Origin of the sequence: Streptomyces sp. 3214.6 (assembly GCF_900129855.1) — a bacterium.
GTDB lineage: Bacteria > Actinomycetota > Actinomycetes > Streptomycetales > Streptomycetaceae > Streptomyces > Streptomyces soliscabiei.
In genome coordinates this window covers 6,461,529-6,475,828 of record NZ_LT670819.1, presented here as the reverse complement: position 1 = coordinate 6,475,828, position 14,300 = coordinate 6,461,529, and the positions used below count along the sequence as shown (strand labels likewise).

Sequence of the window (14,300 nt, the reverse complement as noted above, 5' to 3'; positions counted from 1 at the left end):
TGCCGTACTGGCCGTATGGGCCGTATGGGCCGCACTGGCAGCCGTACTGGTTCCGGGGGCCTTCGCCCAGGTGCCGGCCGTCACGCCTCGGGCAGGCGCTCCAGCTGGGTCTGGATGCGGGCGATGTCCTCGTCCGCCTTGGCGAGGCGGGTGCGGATCTTGTCGACCACCTGGTCCGGGGCCTTCGCGAGGAACGCCTCGTTGCCCAGCTTGGCGTTCGCCTGGGCCTTCTCCTTCTCGGCGGCGGCCAGGTCCTTGGCGAGGCGCTTGCGCTCGGCGGCCACGTCGATCGTGCCGGACAGGTCCAGCGCGACCGTGGCGCCCGCGACCGGCAGGGTCGCCGTCGCCGAGAAGCTCTCGCCCTCCGGCTGGAGGCGCAGGAGTTGGCGGATGGCGGCCTCATGCGCGGCGAACGGCGTGCCGTCCAGCGTGAGGCGGGCCGGGACCCGCTGGCCGGGCTGCAGACCCTGGTCGGCGCGGAAGCGGCGGACCTCGGTGATCACCGACTGGAGGCTCTCGATCTCCCGCTCGGCGACCGCGTCCCGGAAGCCACTGTCCTTCGGCCACTCGGCGATGACGACCGACTCGCCGCCGGTCAGCGTCGTCCAGAGCGTCTCCGTGACGAACGGGACGATCGGGTGCAGCAGCTTCAGGGTGACGTCGAGGACCTCGCCGAGGACGCGCTTGCTGACCTCGGCCGGCTCGCCGCCCGCCATGAACGTCGTCTTGGACAGCTCGACGTACCAGTCGAAGACCTCGTCCCACGCGAAGTGGAACAGCGCGTCGGAGAGCTTCGCGAACTGGTAGTCCTCGTAGAGCGCGTCGACTTCGGCGACGACGGAGTTGAGGCGGGAGAGGATCCAGCGGTCGGTCGCCGACATCTTCGAGGCGTCCGGCAGCGGGCCGTCGACCGTGGCGCCGTTCATCAGCGCGAAGCGCGTGGCGTTCCAGATCTTGTTGGCGAAGTTGCGGGAGCCCTGGACCCAGTCCTCGCCGATCGGGACGTCGACGCCGGGGTTGGCGCCACGGGCCAGGGTGAACCGGAGCGCGTCGGAGCCGTACTTGTCCATCCAGTCCAGCGGGTTGACCGCGTTGCCGAAGGACTTCGACATCTTCTTGCCGAACTGGTCGCGGACCATGCCGTGCAGGGCGATGGTGTGGAACGGCGGGGTGCCGTCCATCGCGTACAGGCCGAACATCATCATCCGGGCGACCCAGAAGAAGAGGATGTCGTAGCCGGTGACCAGGACCGAGTTCGGGTAGAACTTCGCGAGCGACTCGGTCTGTTCGGGCCAGCCGAGCGTCGAGAAGGGCCACAGGCCGGAGGAGAACCAGGTGTCGAGGACGTCGGTGTCCTGGTGCCAGCCCTCGCCGGCCGGAGCCTCGTCGTCGGGACCGACGCAGACGACCTCGCCGTTGGGGCCGTACCAGACCGGGATCCGGTGTCCCCACCACAACTGCCGCGAGATGCACCAGTCGTGGAGGTTGTCGACCCAGTCGAAGTAGCGCTTCTCCATCTCCTGCGGGTGGATCTTGACCCGGCCGTCACGGACGGCGTCACCGGCCGCCTTCGCGAGCGGGCCGACCTTGACCCACCACTGCATGGACAGGCGCGGCTCGATGGTCGTCTTGCAGCGCGAGCAGTGGCCGACGCTGTGGACGTACGGCCGCTTCTCGGCGACGATCCGGCCCTCGGCACGCAGGGCGGCGACGATGGCGGAGCGGGCCTCGAGCCGGTCCAGGCCCTGGAAGGGGCCGTGGGCGGTGATGACGGCGTGCTCGTCCATGATCGTGAGGGACGGCAGGTTGTGGCGCTGGCCGATCTCGAAGTCGTTCGGGTCGTGCGCCGGGGTCACCTTGACGGCGCCGGTGCCGAACTCGGGGTCGACGTGCGTGTCGGCGACGACCGGGATGAAGCGGTCGGTCAGCGGAAGGCGGATCTCCTTGCCGACCAGGTGCTTGTAGCGCTCGTCGTCGGGGTGGACGGCGACGGCCGTGTCACCGAGCATCGTCTCCGCGCGCGTGGTGGCGACGACGATGGTGTCGTCCCCCTCGCCGTACTTCATGGAGACGAGCTCGCCGTCGTCGTCCTGGTACTCGACCTCGATGTCGGAGATCGCGGTCAGGCAGCGCGGACACCAGTTGATGATGCGCTCGGCGCGGTAGATGAGCTCGTCGTCGTAGAGCCGCTTGAAGATGGTCTGGACGGCCTGGGAGAGGCCCTCGTCCATGGTGAAGCGCTCGCGCGACCAGGCGACGCCGTCGCCCAGGCGGCGCATCTGGCCGCTGATCTGGCCGCCGGACTCGCCCTTCCACTGCCAGACGCGCTCGACGAACGCCTCACGGCCGAGGTCGTGCCGGGACTTGCCCTCCTTGCCCAGTTCACGCTCGACGACGTTCTGTGTGGCGATGCCCGCGTGGTCCATGCCGGGCTGCCACAGCGTCTCGTGGCCCTGCATGCGCTTGCGGCGGGTGAGGGCGTCGATGAGCGTGTGCTCGAAGGCGTGGCCCAGGTGCAGGCTGCCCGTGACGTTCGGCGGCGGGATGACGATCGTGTACGGAGGCTTGTCGCTCTTCGCGTCCGCCTCGAAGTAACCGCGCTCTACCCAGCGCTCGTACAGCGGCCCCTCTACGTCGGCCGGCGCGTACTGGGTCGGCAGTTCGGTGGGGGGCGCTGGTGGCTGCTGCTGAGCGTTCTCGGTCACGGGCCCAGTTTAGGGGTGTCACCGGGCCGTCCCGAAACGTGTTTGCCGTGTAACGGTCGGGCCCCCGCTGCCGTGCAGGTGTTGGCTTTGAGCCAGGATGTGAAAATCACATAAGCATCTGGAGGGGAACCCAGAGATGAGTCACAACCAGCCGGGCCCGTACGGCGGGCAGCCCCAGCAGCCCGGACCGTACGGCCAGCCCGGTCCGTACGGCCAGCCGCCGCAGGCGCCCCAGCCCGGCTACGGCTACCCCCAGCAGCCTCCCGCCCCGCAGCCCGGCTACGGCTACCCGCAGCAGCCCCCGCAGGGCGTCCCCCCGCAGGCCCCGCCCTACGGCCAGCAGCCGCCGTACGGCCAGCCCCCGACCCCTCCCTACGGGCAGCAGCCGCCGTACGGCCAGCCTCCCTACGGCGTCCCGCAACCCCCGGCGCCGAGCGGCGGCGGGGGCAAGAAGGCGGCCATCGTCGTCGGCGCGGTCGCGGTCGTGGCGGCGATCGGCGTGGGCGCGTACTTCGTGATCGGCGGAGGCGGCGGCGCGGGCGGCCTGAAGGACGACGGCGCCCACAAGCTGGACACCCCGGCGACCGTCCTCACCGACTACAAGCGGGCGTCCAAGGACGGCGCGAGCGCGGGCGACGACTCGGCCGCCGACCTGGAGAAGAGCGGTGTCAAGAACGGCAAGAGCGTGGTCGGCGTCTACTCGACGGCGGACCTGACCGGGTACGACCCCAACGACCCGAGCACCGCTCCCAACCCGTCCGAGCTCGCGACGGCCAAGGGCATCACCTACGCCGGCGCCTACGGGACGATCGCCGACCCCGAGAAGGCGCTCGACGCGTTCTTCGCCAACTTCAAGGCGTCGTCCGAGAAAAGCTCCTCCGGCAGCAGCACCGCCTCGGACGCCAAGCTGGTCGGCGAGCCGGAGAAGGTCGACCTCGACGGCGCGGTCATGAAGTGCCAGGCGGCCAAGGGCACCGACAAGGCAACCAAGCAGGAGAAGACCGACTGGTTCTGCGCGTGGGCCGACTACAGCACCATCGCCATGGTCTCGCCGGGTGACGTCACGAAGGGCATCACCAAGGACGTCGCGATCGACATCACCACGAAGCTGCGCAACGAGGTCCGCGTCAAGGCCTGACGGCCCGAGCCGCTGCCTCAACGACGAAGGAGCCCCGGTCGGTTGACCGGGGCTCCTTCGGTGTACGGGGGTGGATCAGGCGGTCTTCTGCTCGCCCGGGCCGCGGCCGCCGCGGGCGTCGCGGGGGATCAGCGTCGGGTTGACGTTGGACAGGACGACGTCCGCGGTGATGACGACGCGTGCCACGTCCTTGCGGGACGGGACCTCGTACATGACCGCCTGGAGGACCTCCTCCATGATGGCGCGCAGGCCACGGGCGCCCGTCTGGCGGAGGATGGCCTGGTCGGCGATGGCCTCCAGGGCCTCACGCTCGAAGTCCAGCTCCACGCCGTCGAGTTCGAAGAGCCGCTGGTACTGCTTCACCAGCGCGTTGCGCGGCTCGATCAGGATCTGCAGCAGCGCCTCGCGGTCCAGGTTGTGGACCGAGGTGATGACCGGCAGACGGCCGATGAACTCCGGGATCATGCCGAACTTGACCAGGTCCTCGGGCATGACGGCCTCGAACTGGTCCTTCGACTCCAGCTCGCGCTTGGAACGGATCGTCGCGCCGAAGCCGATGCCCTTGGCGCCGGCCCGGGTCTCGATGATCTTCTCCAGGCCCGAGAAGGCGCCGCCCACGATGAACAGCACGTTCGTCGTGTCGATCTGGATGAACTCCTGGTGCGGGTGCTTGCGGCCGCCCTGCGGCGGAACCGAGGCCGTGGTGCCTTCCAGGATCTTCAACAGGGCCTGCTGAACGCCCTCACCCGACACGTCGCGCGTGATGGAGGGGTTTTCGCTCTTCCTCGCGACCTTGTCGATCTCGTCGATGTAGATGATCCCGGTCTCGGCCTTCTTGACGTCGTAGTCCGCGGCCTGGATCAGCTTCAGCAGGATGTTCTCGACGTCCTCGCCGACGTACCCCGCCTCGGTCAGCGCCGTGGCGTCGGCGATGGCGAACGGAACGTTCAGCATGCGCGCCAGGGTCTGGGCGAGGAGCGTCTTGCCCGAGCCCGTGGGGCCGAGCAGGAGGATGTTGGACTTCGCCAACTCGATGGCGTCGTCGCGGCCCTGGGCGCCGCCGTTCTCACCGGCCTGGACGCGCTTGTAGTGGTTGTACACCGCGACCGACAGGGCCTTCTTGGCGGGCTCCTGGCCCACCACGTAGCCCTCGAGGAACTCGTAGATCTCGCGCGGCTTCGGGAGTTCCTCCCAGCGGACCTCGCTCGTCTCCGCGAGCTCTTCCTCGATGATCTCGTTGCAGAGATCGATGCACTCGTCGCAGATGTACACACCGGGCCCTGCGATGAGCTTCTTGACCTGCTTCTGGCTCTTGCCGCAGAACGAGCACTTGAGCAGATCGCCGCCGTCACCGATGCGTGCCACGGTGTGCTTCCCCTTCGCCTGGGAGACGCCTGGACGCTTTCGAATCCAGCGGCTCCTGGTGCTGCCTTATTCCGACGGTACCTTGCCTGGGCCCCCGTTCGGGTCCCCCTTGGCACGGTTCACTGCGACGTGGACCGTGTCACACCGTGCCGAGGAGGGCCCGAACGGGACGAACCCCTGCGTCAACGCAGAGAGCCGTTGTTCATCTTCCGGGTGGAGATGATCTGGTCGATCAGGCCGTACGACAGCGCGTCCTCGGCCGTGAGGATCTTGTCGCGCTCGATGTCCTCGCGGATCTTCTCGATCGGCGTGGTGGAGTGCTTGGCCAGCATCTCCTCCAGCTGCGCGCGCATCCGGAGGATTTCGTTGGCGGCGATCTCCAGGTCGGAGACCTGACCGCGGCCGGTCTCGCTGTACGGCTGGTGGATCAGCACGCGCGCGTTCGGCAGCGCCATGCGCTTGCCCGGCGTACCGGCGGCCAGCAGGATCGCGGCGGCGGAGGCCGCCTGGCCCATGCAGACCGTCTGGATGTCGGGCTTCACGAACTGCATCGTGTCGTAGATCGCGGTCAGCGCCGTGAAGGAGCCGCCGGGGCTGTTGATGTAGACCGAGATGTCCCGGTCGGGGTCCATCGACTCCAGGCACAGCAGCTGCGCCATGACGTCGTTGGCGGAGGCGTCGTCGATCTGCACGCCCAGGAAGATCACGCGCTCCTCGAAGAGCTTCGCGTACGGGTCGTACTCGCGCACGCCCTGGGAGGTGCGCTCGACGAAGCGCGGGATGACGTAGCGGGACTCGGCGCGGGGGCCGGTGTATTCGGCCTCGGTGCGGGCGTAGAGGCCGCTGCCGGGGAAGTCGTTCACGGTGTCTCCTGGAGAGAGGGCTTGAGGCGGTGGGCTGGAGGGGCTGGACGGGGTGCTGACGGCTTCCGAGGCCCCGGGCGGCTCCCGGGGTGACCCCAGGGGGCCTGAGGCTCCTAAGGGCCTCCAGGAGGGCCCGAGAGGCTTCCTGGAGCCTCCGGGAGGCCTCAGCCTCTCGGAGGCTCCTGAAACCCCTGGAGCTTCTGGAGCTTCTGAAGTCCTGGGGCTTCCGGACCGCTGGGCTTCTGGGGCTTTCGGACTCCTGGGCTTCCGGACCCCTGGGGCTCCTGGGCTCCTGGGCTTTCGGATTCCGGCTTCGGAAGAGGCTCAAGGTGCTCCGGGGAGCGCCCTGGGCGGCCCTGCTGCCGTCAGCGGCCCTCAGGCCGCCCCGGTACCGCCGCCGCCCGGCATGCCGGCCGCGGTGGGCATGATGTCGTCGATCAGGCCGTACTCCTTGGCCTCGATCGGGTCGAACCAGCGGTCGCGGTCCGAGTCGATGGTGACCTGCTCCACCGTCTGGCCGGTGTGGAAGGCGGTCAGCTCCGCCATCCGCTTCTTGGTGTGCAGCAGCCGCTCGGCGTGGATCTTGATGTCCGACGCGGAGCCGGCGAGACCGGCCGAGGGCTGGTGGATCAGGATCTCGGCGTTCGGCAGCGCGAAGCGCTTGCCGGGGGTGCCCGCGCTGAGCAGGAACTGGCCCATGGAGGCCGCCATGCCCATGGCGATGGTCACCACGTCGTTCTTGATGTACTGCATGGTGTCGTAGATCGCCATGCCGGCCGTGATCGAGCCGCCGGGGCTGTTGATGTATAGGTAGATGTCCTTGTCCGGGTCGGAGGCAAGGAGCAGCAGCTGTGCGGTGATCTTGTTGGCGATGTCGTCGTCGACCGCCTGGCCGAGGAAGATGATCCGCTCGCCGAGCAGCCGGTTGTAGACCTGGTCGCCGAGGCCACCACCGATAGGGTCGCCGGCGGCTGTGGGCATCAGATTCGTCACGTATCCACCTGCTCGTCTTACGACGGCGCCGGGCCGTCTCACGTGTACTGCCGGGGGCAACGGGGACTCCCCTGCCCTCGTATTCATGGACCCTAACGCGCGGGTCCCTTCGGGGAATCCCGGAGAGAGGAGTGTTCGCCGGGGGCGTAGTCGCCGGGGACGCAGCGTGATCCCCGCGCCCCGCGGGTGGGCCGTCCCGGCGTACGACAGAGGGGCCCCGGGGCGAATCCCGCCCCAGGGCCCCTCGTGTCTACGTCGGATCTGCCTCAGGAGTGACGCGAGGCCGCTCAGGCCTCGGGCTTCTCCTCGGGCTCGCCGGCGCCCTCGACGGCCTCGACCGTCTCTGTGGCGGCCTCGACCTCTTCCTCGTCGTCCAGGTCGATGACCTCGCCGTTGGTGTCCTTCACCGTGGCGGACTCGACGACCGTGGCCAGAGCCTTGCCGCGGGCGACCTCGCCGACCAGGAGCGGAACCTGGCCGCCCTCGACGACCGCCTGGGCGAACTGGTCCGGCGACATGCCGGAGGAGGCGGCACGGCGCATGAGGTGCTCGGTGAGCTCCTCCTGGTTGACGTTCAGCTTCTCGCGCTTGACGAGCTCGTCGAGCACGAACTGGGTCTTGATGCCCTTGACCGCGGCCTCACGGGTCTCGGTCTCGAACTCCTCGGCGGTCTTGCCCTGGATCTCCAGGTACTTGTCGAGGTCGAGGCCCATCTGGCCGAGCTGGTGGTGCTCCAGGTTGTGCTTGCGGGTGTTGATCTCGTCCTCGAGCAGCTTCTCGGGGACGGGCACCTCGACGAGCTCCAGCAGCTTCTCCAGGACGCGCTCCTGGGCCTGCGTGGCCTGGTCGTACTGCTTCATGTTCTCGAGGCGCTTGCGGCTGTCCGCCTTCAGCTCGTCGAGGGTGTCGAACTCGGAGGCGAGCTGCGCGAACTCGTCGTCCAGCTCGGGGAGCTCACGGGCGGCGACCTGGGTGACCTTGACGGTGACCTCGGCCTCCTTGCCGGCCGCCGAGCCGCCCTTGAGCTCGGAGGTGAAGGTGGCCTCGCCACCGGCCTCCAGGCCCTTCACGGCGTCGTCGATGCCTTCCAGCAGCTCGCCGGAGCCGATGGTGTAGGAGACGCCGCTGGCGACGCCGTCCTCCAGGACCTCGCCGTCGACCTTGGCCTCCAGGTCGACGGTCACGACGTCGCCGTCCTCGGCGGCGCGCTCGACCGGGGAGGTCGAGGCGAAGCGCTCGCGGAGCTGCTCGACGGACTTGTCGATGTCCTCGTCCGTCACCTCGACGGCGTCGACCTCGACCTCGATGGAGGAGAAGTCCTCGGGGAGCTCCAGGGCGGGACGCACGTCGACCTCGGCGGTGAAGTTCAGCGTCTCGCCGTCCTTCAGCTCCGTGATGTCGACCTCGGGCTGGCCGAGGACGTCGATCTCGGCCTCGTTGACCGCCTCGGTGTAGAACTTCGGCAGCGCGTCGTTGACGGCCTCCTCCAGCACGGCACCGCGGCCGAACCGCTGGTCGATGACCCGGGCGGGGATCTTGCCCTTACGGAAGCCCTTCACCGTGACCTGCTGGTTGATCTTCTTGTACGCCGCGTCGAGGCTGTCCTTGAGCTCCTCGAAGGGCACCTCGATGCTGAGCCGAACCCGAGTCGGGTTCAGGGTCTCCACGGCGCTCTTCACGGTTCGGTCTCCTTGGGGGCTGACTTCTTGGGTTCTGCCGGAGCCAGACCGGCCCGGCGGATTTCGCCGCCCGGAGACTTCAGTGGATGAGGACATACGGGCGTGCAGCTTGCATAGTAACGGCAGCGAGGACACGCCCCAAAGGCGATCAAGCGAGGTGACCGCGCAGATGTGTCGGTCGGTGGTCGGGGTGGCGGGATTTGAACCCACGGCCTTCCGCTCCCAAAGCGGACGCGCTACCAAGCTGCGCCACACCCCGTCTGGTGCGACACGTAGGGTACATGCCCGCAGGCCGTCTGACCGCCGCTTTTGCCGAGCGTCGGGGCGGGCCGCGGCCGGGCCGGGAAACGGGGTGTGCGACACAGGGCGCCGACCCGCTACGATGCCTGCAGTGCCGCGGTCGGCTGACCTGCGGCGCGTCCTGTGCGGGCGTAGCTCAATGGTAGAGCCCTAGTCTTCCAAACTAGCTACGCGGGTTCGATTCCCGTCGCCCGCTCTGTACGACTCAGGGCCAGGTCGGAGGTTGAATTCTCCGCCTGGCCCTGATCGTTTCCGGGGACTCCGATCAGCCCGCCGTGTCCCCCTCGTGCCCCTTGGGCTTTCGATCTTGCTTCTTCTTGGCCTTGCGAGCCTTCTTCCGCCCCTTGTCGACGAGCCCGCTCACGGCATCGGCGATCAGCCGGTCACGGTCGGCGCTGGCGTGCTGATAGATCAGCGCGGCGCGAGCACTGCTGTGACCCATCCGGGACATCAGCTCACGCGTGCTGGCACCGGTCGACGCGGCGAGGGTGTTGCCCGTGTGGCGGAGATCATGGAAGTGCAGGCCCTTGATTCCGGCGTCCGAACACGCCTTGTGCCACAGCCGGTTGAAGTGGTTCCGGCGAGGAGTCGCACCCTTGGCACCGACGAACACCCGACCGTCGGCACCGCGTTCGGCGTACACCGCCAAGTGCGCGCGGATCTCCGGGAGGATCGCGGCCGGAATGGCTACCGTGCGCTTGCCGGCCGCGCTCTTGGGTGCCTTGATCTCCCGCTGCCCGTTGTTCAGTTCGGCGACGGCCCGGCGGACGCGGACGGCCCCGCCGTCGAGATCGACGTCACGACGGTGCAGTCCGACCAGCTCACCGAAGCGGAGACCGAGGAAGCCTGCCATGAGCACGAGCGCCCGGTAGCGCGGCTGGATTGCGTCGGCCAGGTCGTAGACCTCTTGCACGGTCGCGGTCGGCCTTTCGGGGGTGTGCACGGTGCTGGCTCCCTTGATCGTGCACGGGTTGCGCCGGATCAGCAGGTCACTCACGGCCGTGCGCATGATCCCACGCAGCAGGGCATACGCGTTTGCCACGGTGGTCGGGCCCACACCGTCGGCGAGCCTGTCAGCGCGCCAGCGGCGGACGAGCGGCGGCGAGATCTCAGCGACGTTGACCGCGCCGAAGGTGGGTTCGAGGTGGTGACGCAGGAGCGACCCGTAGAGCTGTCGTGTGGTCGTGGCCAACTCGCGTTCCCTGATCCACGCAGCGGCGTACTCGCTGAACGGCACCTTTCCGGCGTCCGGGTCGTGCCAGTCACCGCGCCGCATCTCGGTCTGTTTGTCGGCCAACCAGTCGTCAGCGTCCCGCTTGGTGGCGAAGGTGTCCGGGGCGGGCCGCAGGAGCCCGTCAGGGCCGACGTAGCGGGCCTGGTAGCGGCCGGACGGAAGCTTGCGGACGCGGCCGAACTGTCGACGCTTGCCAGCCATCAGGCAGCCACCCCCCGGAGGGCGGAGACGCGGCGACGGGGCTGCACGGTGTTGACCGCGATGTAGGCCTCTACGACGCTCTCCCGGATGCGGACGTATCGGCCGACCTTGACGTACTCGATCCGGCGCTCTTCGACCAGGCGACGAGGGAAGCGTTCCCCGCTGTCCTCCCAGGTGCCGAGCAGTACGGCAACTTCCGCTACGTTCAGCAAACGGTCAGTCATCCTCGTGCCTCCCCGAATCGTCGTTGAGCAGTTCTTCGCGTGCTGTCTCGCGGTTGAGTTGGATGTCGCGGCGGATGTTGGCGGCGAGCCAGGATTCGCCGGGGGTGTGGCCGTGGCCGGCGTAGGTCCAGTGCGCGAGGGTGAGCGTGCTTGCCTCCGGGGCGTCGGGGTCGGGCAAGCCGAGGGCTTCGCGCTGTTGGGCGGCCCGATAGTCGGCGCGGGTCTGGCGAAGCGCGCTGAGGGTGGTGGAGTACTGGCGCGACTTGGTGGAGAAGTGGCCACGGAAGCCGAGCATGTGAGCCCAGTCCCGGAGCTTGCGATCCGGGTAGACCACGTGAAGTTCGAGGCAGGCTTCGATCAGCCGACGAGGATGGTCGGGCACCCCGAGCAGGACAAGGGCCTCTTTGTTGCCGACACGGCGGTCAACGGTGCCGGTGGTCTCAGCCGCCTTGGTGGCGTACTTGGCGACGTAGGAGGCCACGGCCTGTTCGGTGATCTCCTCGCCCCGGCCGAAGGCTCCGATGGGCTGTACGTCGAGCTGGGTGCCCCAGCGCAGGGTTCGTGCGGGCTGATCACCTGCCGGGGGCACGTCGACCGCGACGCGGGCCGCAGCCGCTTGGATCGCGTCGGTGAGCAGGTCGAGGGTGGCCCAGGCCGGGGGCGGGGAGTCCGGTCCGTCGGGACCGTCGAAGCGGATCACGGCGTGAAAGTGCACGGCACCGCGCTTCTGGTACTCGGCGACCTTCCCGAACGAGACCCGCGACTGTTCGCGAGCGTCCTTCTGCGTGAGGCCAGCGCGACGGGCGATCTCACGACGTAGGTAGATCGTGAAGTAGCGCCACAGGTCGGATGCGTGGTTGTTCCACAGGACCGCGCCGGCGTAGTCGTAGGTGCCGGCGTCGAGGGGGGTGCCGAGTTCGGGCGCGTCCTCTCCGTGGCGGGTGCCACAGCGGCAGGACCGGTTCCCGGGGCGGTTGTGGACCGGGCCGAACGAGGGTGCGGTGAGGGTGGCGAAGACGCGGGGGTGATCGCGGATCGTGTGCGGAGTGCCCTTGTCGGGGTCACCGACGAGTCCGGCACGAATGAGGTGGTACGTGTCGCCCGCGTAGGTCCAGGCGCAGGACGGGCAGCGGGAGGCACGGCGGTTGCCGCACGCGACACGGAGTCGGCCGCCAGGCTCGGCGTCGGTGCTGTAGGAGTAGAGGACCTGTCCGGTGGTTGCGTCGCGGGTGACGGTTGAGCCTTGGAGATGGATCGGGTCGGTGCACCCACCGGTTCGGCGGATCTGGTCTTGGATGCGGTCAAAGCCGGGGGACCCGGCCAGCCTCAGCACGTCGGTGAGGGTGGCCGGGTCCAGGCCCGCCGCAGTGGCGGTGGTCATGCGGTGCCCTCGTCGCGGTTCTTGCGCGGGAGGTCGGAGTGGAACTGCGTGGTGCCGAGGTCGCGGCCCTCGTGCTCGAAGCGGGGCGCGGTGGCGTTGCAGTCGTTCCAGTCCTCGGCACAGACCTTGTGGACGACTTCACCATTGTGCGAGCGCAGATTGGTCGGGCCGTCACACTGGGTGCAGGGCTTGTCGTTCGGGTCGTAGTGCTGGCTGGAGTTCCAGTTCAGGAGGCTCATGCCGATCACCGACCCTTCTTGCCGTGCGCGGGGCCGTGGTTGGCGGTGTAGCCCTCGACCAGGGCGCGGACCTGGGCGTCACCGGTGGCGGTGGCGCTCGCGCCGCAGTGGCAGACGGCCGAGGCGGTCGCAGGGGTGGACGGGGACGGCTTGCTGACGTGCAGGCCGGGACGGTCCGGGGTCGGGGTGAGGTCAGCCACGGCCGATCACCTTCGGGGCGTCGATGACCATGGCGTCCAGGGCGGCGGCGGCTTCGATCGCCGCGGCGGCGAGATCGCGCAGGGTCTCGGAGGTGCCGGCGCGGGCGAGCAGCGCGATTTCGATGGAGTCGCCCTCGATGCGGAGGCTGACGAACGGGTTGGTGCGGTCCGGGAAGGGCGTGACGCGGCAGCGGGTTTCCGGCTCGATGTGGGCCGAGGTGGTGAGGCTCTTCACGCGGTCACCTACCGGCCTGGACGAGGGCCGTGGTGGGGCTGGTGGTGCCGGTTCCCTTGCAGGTCGGGCAGTCGACGCGGACCGTGGCGCGGGTGCCATCGAGGTGGCGGGCACCGGTCGTGACCATGGTCGAGGCGAAGCCGGCGCAGTCGCGGCAGACGCACGCGATCTGGGCGTACTGAGGCATGATGAGACTTCCCTTTCGGGTCCGTTGGATCTGGATGGGTGGAGCCGTCCGGGGCGGCGGATACTTGGCGGTTGAGGCCGTCCCGGAGGGCGTTACTTGCGCTTGGACGCGCGGTTGATCGTGTAGCTCAGGCCGCCGGTGGCCGACAGGACCGCGACGGCCGCGCCGGCGATGACCTGGACGACGAAGGCGAGCACCAGCAGCACCGCAACCGATCCCGTGACGATCAGGACCGTCAGGACGATCGGGCCCTTGTAGGAGCGCGGGGCTTCCTGGACGATCACGACCTTGCGGACGTCGGTACCGGCGGGAATGCGGCGGTAGAGGTCGGCGGGGATGTGGCCGGCACGGAACTGGTCTTCGGGCAACTGCACGGGTCGGCCCTCCTCAGGTGCACTTGTGGGTACGGGCGGCGAGTTCGGCGGCGGAACGGTCGCGGTACTCGGTGGAGAAGCCGCAGTTCGGGGCGGTGCAGGCGGCGGTGTGCTTGGTCTGGCCACGGCCGTTGTGGAACGTGCCGACCTTGACCGGGCCGATGCGGATCACGTCGTAGAAACGGTTCGGGCGCATCGGGTGAACCTCCTTACTTGTCAGGCGAGTTGGGCAGCGATCGCGCCGGCGAGGTCTTCAGGAACTCCGAGGCGGGCGCGCAGAGTGGCGGTGTCGATGGCGGTGCCGGTACGGGTTCGGTGGTCAGCGGCGACCTTGCGGGCGTGGTCGATCAGGGCCGGTGGCACCGACGGGAGCGCTTCCGGCAGGGCCGCAGCGGGTTCCGGGGTGACGATCTCCGGGGTGGGCGTAGGCACCGGCGGGCGGTCCGCGGTAGGCACCGACGGAGCTTCGGCCACGGGCGCGGGCTGCGGCGCGGGGGTGTGGACCAGGAGGGTTCCGCCGAGGAAGGCCAGGGCGGGCCAGCCAGCGACGAGGATGCGCAGCCAGGCGGGCACGGCGGTGAGGTCGAGCAGGCCGGCGGTCGCAACGTTCGCCCCGAGCGAGGCGGTCAGCGCGATCACGAACCAGGTCCAGGCCGAGCGATCCCGGCGAGCCGTGCGCAGCCGACGCCAGGCGGCGACCAACAGCAGGTCTACCGAGATCGGGTAGGCCCAAGCCTTCCAGCCGGACTGTCCGGCAGCGGCGGCGAGGTCGTGCAGGTGGGCGAAGGACAGGGCACCGGCGATCACAGCTTGAATGAGGACTGCGTCGAAGCGGATCGAGCGAGACACGGTCTTCACCTCCCTTCGAGGGAAGTCGGGCCGACCGGGCGGGCCAGGCAGCGCCGCCCGGGGCCGACGGGATCAGTTCGAGGGGGCTTCGCCACTGCCAAGGCAGTTCAGGCAGAGGCCGGTCTGTGCGCCG

16 protein-coding genes and 2 tRNA genes are annotated in these 14,300 nt (G+C 69.0%); 2 read left to right on the top strand and 16 right to left on the bottom strand.

Annotation, left to right across the window (positions count from 1 at the left end; all coding sequences use genetic code 11):
* Positions 1–80 precede the first annotated feature (80 nt).
* Complete coding sequence (locus B5557_RS29305) at positions 81–2,705, bottom strand: valine--tRNA ligase (RefSeq protein ID WP_079662268.1); 2,625 nt, start codon at positions 2,703–2,705, stop codon at positions 81–83.
* Between the two features lie 136 nt (positions 2,706–2,841).
* Between B5557_RS29305 and B5557_RS29300 the strand changes: the two genes are divergently transcribed.
* The gene (locus B5557_RS29300; RefSeq protein ID WP_079662267.1) at positions 2,842–3,843 is read left to right on the top strand and encodes a hypothetical protein; all 1,002 of its coding nucleotides are present in this window, start codon (positions 2,842–2,844) and stop codon (positions 3,841–3,843) included.
* 75 nt (positions 3,844–3,918) lie between these two features.
* On the opposite strand, the gene clpX is transcribed toward B5557_RS29300, so the two are convergent.
* The 5 genes from clpX to B5557_RS29275 form a co-directional block, all read right to left on the bottom strand.
* Positions 3,919–5,208, bottom strand: a complete 1,290-nt coding sequence (gene clpX / locus B5557_RS29295) for an ATP-dependent Clp protease ATP-binding subunit ClpX (RefSeq protein ID WP_079662266.1) — start codon at positions 5,206–5,208, stop codon at positions 3,919–3,921.
* A gap of 182 nt (positions 5,209–5,390) precedes the next feature.
* Positions 5,391–6,071 carry an ATP-dependent Clp protease proteolytic subunit gene (locus tag B5557_RS29290; RefSeq protein ID WP_079662265.1) on the bottom strand — a complete coding sequence of 227 codons (681 nt, stop codon included), beginning with the start codon at positions 6,069–6,071 and terminating at the stop codon, positions 5,391–5,393.
* Between the two features lie 375 nt (positions 6,072–6,446).
* Positions 6,447–7,052, bottom strand: a complete 606-nt coding sequence (locus B5557_RS29285) for an ATP-dependent Clp protease proteolytic subunit (protein WP_079662264.1) — start codon at positions 7,050–7,052, stop codon at positions 6,447–6,449.
* Positions 7,053–7,351: 299 nt separating this feature from the next.
* Positions 7,352–8,743 carry a trigger factor gene (gene tig / locus B5557_RS29280; protein ID WP_079662263.1) on the bottom strand — a complete coding sequence of 464 codons (1,392 nt, stop codon included), beginning with the start codon at positions 8,741–8,743 and terminating at the stop codon, positions 7,352–7,354.
* A gap of 182 nt (positions 8,744–8,925) precedes the next feature.
* Positions 8,926–9,002, bottom strand: a tRNA-Pro gene (locus B5557_RS29275).
* A gap of 166 nt (positions 9,003–9,168) precedes the next feature.
* Between B5557_RS29275 and B5557_RS29270 the strand changes: the two genes are divergently transcribed.
* Positions 9,169–9,239, top strand: a tRNA-Gly gene (locus B5557_RS29270).
* A gap of 69 nt (positions 9,240–9,308) precedes the next feature.
* On the opposite strand, the gene B5557_RS29265 is transcribed toward B5557_RS29270, so the two are convergent.
* The 10 genes from B5557_RS29265 to B5557_RS29220 form a co-directional block, all read right to left on the bottom strand.
* On the bottom strand, positions 9,309–10,478 hold the full coding sequence (locus tag B5557_RS29265) for a tyrosine-type recombinase/integrase (protein ID WP_079662262.1): 1,170 nt from the start codon (positions 10,476–10,478) through the stop codon (positions 9,309–9,311).
* On the bottom strand, positions 10,478–10,702 hold the full coding sequence (locus B5557_RS29260; protein WP_079662261.1) for an excisionase family DNA-binding protein: 225 nt from the start codon (positions 10,700–10,702) through the stop codon (positions 10,478–10,480). The genes B5557_RS29265 and B5557_RS29260 overlap by 1 nt, the downstream gene beginning before the upstream one ends.
* Positions 10,695–12,083, bottom strand: a complete 1,389-nt coding sequence (repSA, locus tag B5557_RS29255; protein ID WP_079662260.1) for a replication initiator protein RepSA — start codon at positions 12,081–12,083, stop codon at positions 10,695–10,697. Before repSA ends, B5557_RS29260 begins: the two co-directional genes overlap by 8 nt.
* Positions 12,080–12,322: a hypothetical protein gene (locus tag B5557_RS29250; RefSeq protein ID WP_079665072.1), complete on the bottom strand. Its 243-nt coding sequence runs from the start codon at positions 12,320–12,322 to the stop codon at positions 12,080–12,082. The genes repSA and B5557_RS29250 overlap by 4 nt, the downstream gene beginning before the upstream one ends.
* A gap of 5 nt (positions 12,323–12,327) precedes the next feature.
* Positions 12,328–12,522 (bottom strand): hypothetical protein, encoded by a 195-nt coding sequence (locus tag B5557_RS29245; protein ID WP_079662259.1) that lies wholly within the window; start codon positions 12,520–12,522, stop codon positions 12,328–12,330.
* Positions 12,515–12,757: a hypothetical protein gene (locus B5557_RS29240; RefSeq protein ID WP_079662258.1), complete on the bottom strand. Its 243-nt coding sequence runs from the start codon at positions 12,755–12,757 to the stop codon at positions 12,515–12,517. The genes B5557_RS29245 and B5557_RS29240 overlap by 8 nt, the downstream gene beginning before the upstream one ends.
* Positions 12,758–12,761: 4 nt before the next feature.
* Positions 12,762–12,944, bottom strand: coding sequence for a hypothetical protein (locus B5557_RS29235; protein ID WP_079662257.1), 183 nt, complete (start codon positions 12,942–12,944; stop codon positions 12,762–12,764).
* Positions 12,945–13,036: 92 nt separating this feature from the next.
* Positions 13,037–13,318 carry a hypothetical protein gene (locus B5557_RS29230; RefSeq protein WP_079662256.1) on the bottom strand — a complete coding sequence of 94 codons (282 nt, stop codon included), beginning with the start codon at positions 13,316–13,318 and terminating at the stop codon, positions 13,037–13,039.
* 13 nt (positions 13,319–13,331) lie between these two features.
* Positions 13,332–13,514: a mobile element transfer protein gene (locus B5557_RS29225; protein ID WP_079662255.1), complete on the bottom strand. Its 183-nt coding sequence runs from the start codon at positions 13,512–13,514 to the stop codon at positions 13,332–13,334.
* 20 nt (positions 13,515–13,534) lie between these two features.
* Entirely contained in the window at positions 13,535–14,167 is a 633-nt protein-coding gene (locus tag B5557_RS29220; RefSeq protein ID WP_079665071.1) for a DUF2637 domain-containing protein, read from the bottom strand.
* Positions 14,168–14,300 lie beyond the last annotated feature (133 nt).

Excerpts from the sequence above, each read along its gene's own strand:
- B5557_RS29235 (WP_079662257.1), bottom strand. The coding sequence starts at position 12,944 with ATGCCTCAGTACGCCCAGATCGCGTGCGTCTGCCGCGACTGCGCCGGC.
- B5557_RS29260 (WP_079662261.1), bottom strand. The coding sequence starts at position 10,702 with ATGACTGACCGTTTGCTGAACGTAGCGGAAGTTGCCGTACTGCTCGGC.
- B5557_RS29250 (WP_079665072.1), bottom strand. The coding sequence starts at position 12,322 with ATGAGCCTCCTGAACTGGAACTCCAGCCAGCACTACGACCCGAACGAC.
- B5557_RS29225 (WP_079662255.1), bottom strand. The coding sequence starts at position 13,514 with ATGCGCCCGAACCGTTTCTACGACGTGATCCGCATCGGCCCGGTCAAG.
- B5557_RS29265 (WP_079662262.1), bottom strand. The coding sequence starts at position 10,478 with ATGGCTGGCAAGCGTCGACAGTTCGGCCGCGTCCGCAAGCTTCCGTCC.
- B5557_RS29285 (WP_079662264.1), bottom strand. The coding sequence starts at position 7,052 with ATGCCCACAGCCGCCGGCGACCCTATCGGTGGTGGCCTCGGCGACCAG.
- repSA (WP_079662260.1), bottom strand. The coding sequence starts at position 12,083 with ATGACCACCGCCACTGCGGCGGGCCTGGACCCGGCCACCCTCACCGAC.
- B5557_RS29300 (WP_079662267.1), top strand. The coding sequence starts at position 2,842 with ATGAGTCACAACCAGCCGGGCCCGTACGGCGGGCAGCCCCAGCAGCCC.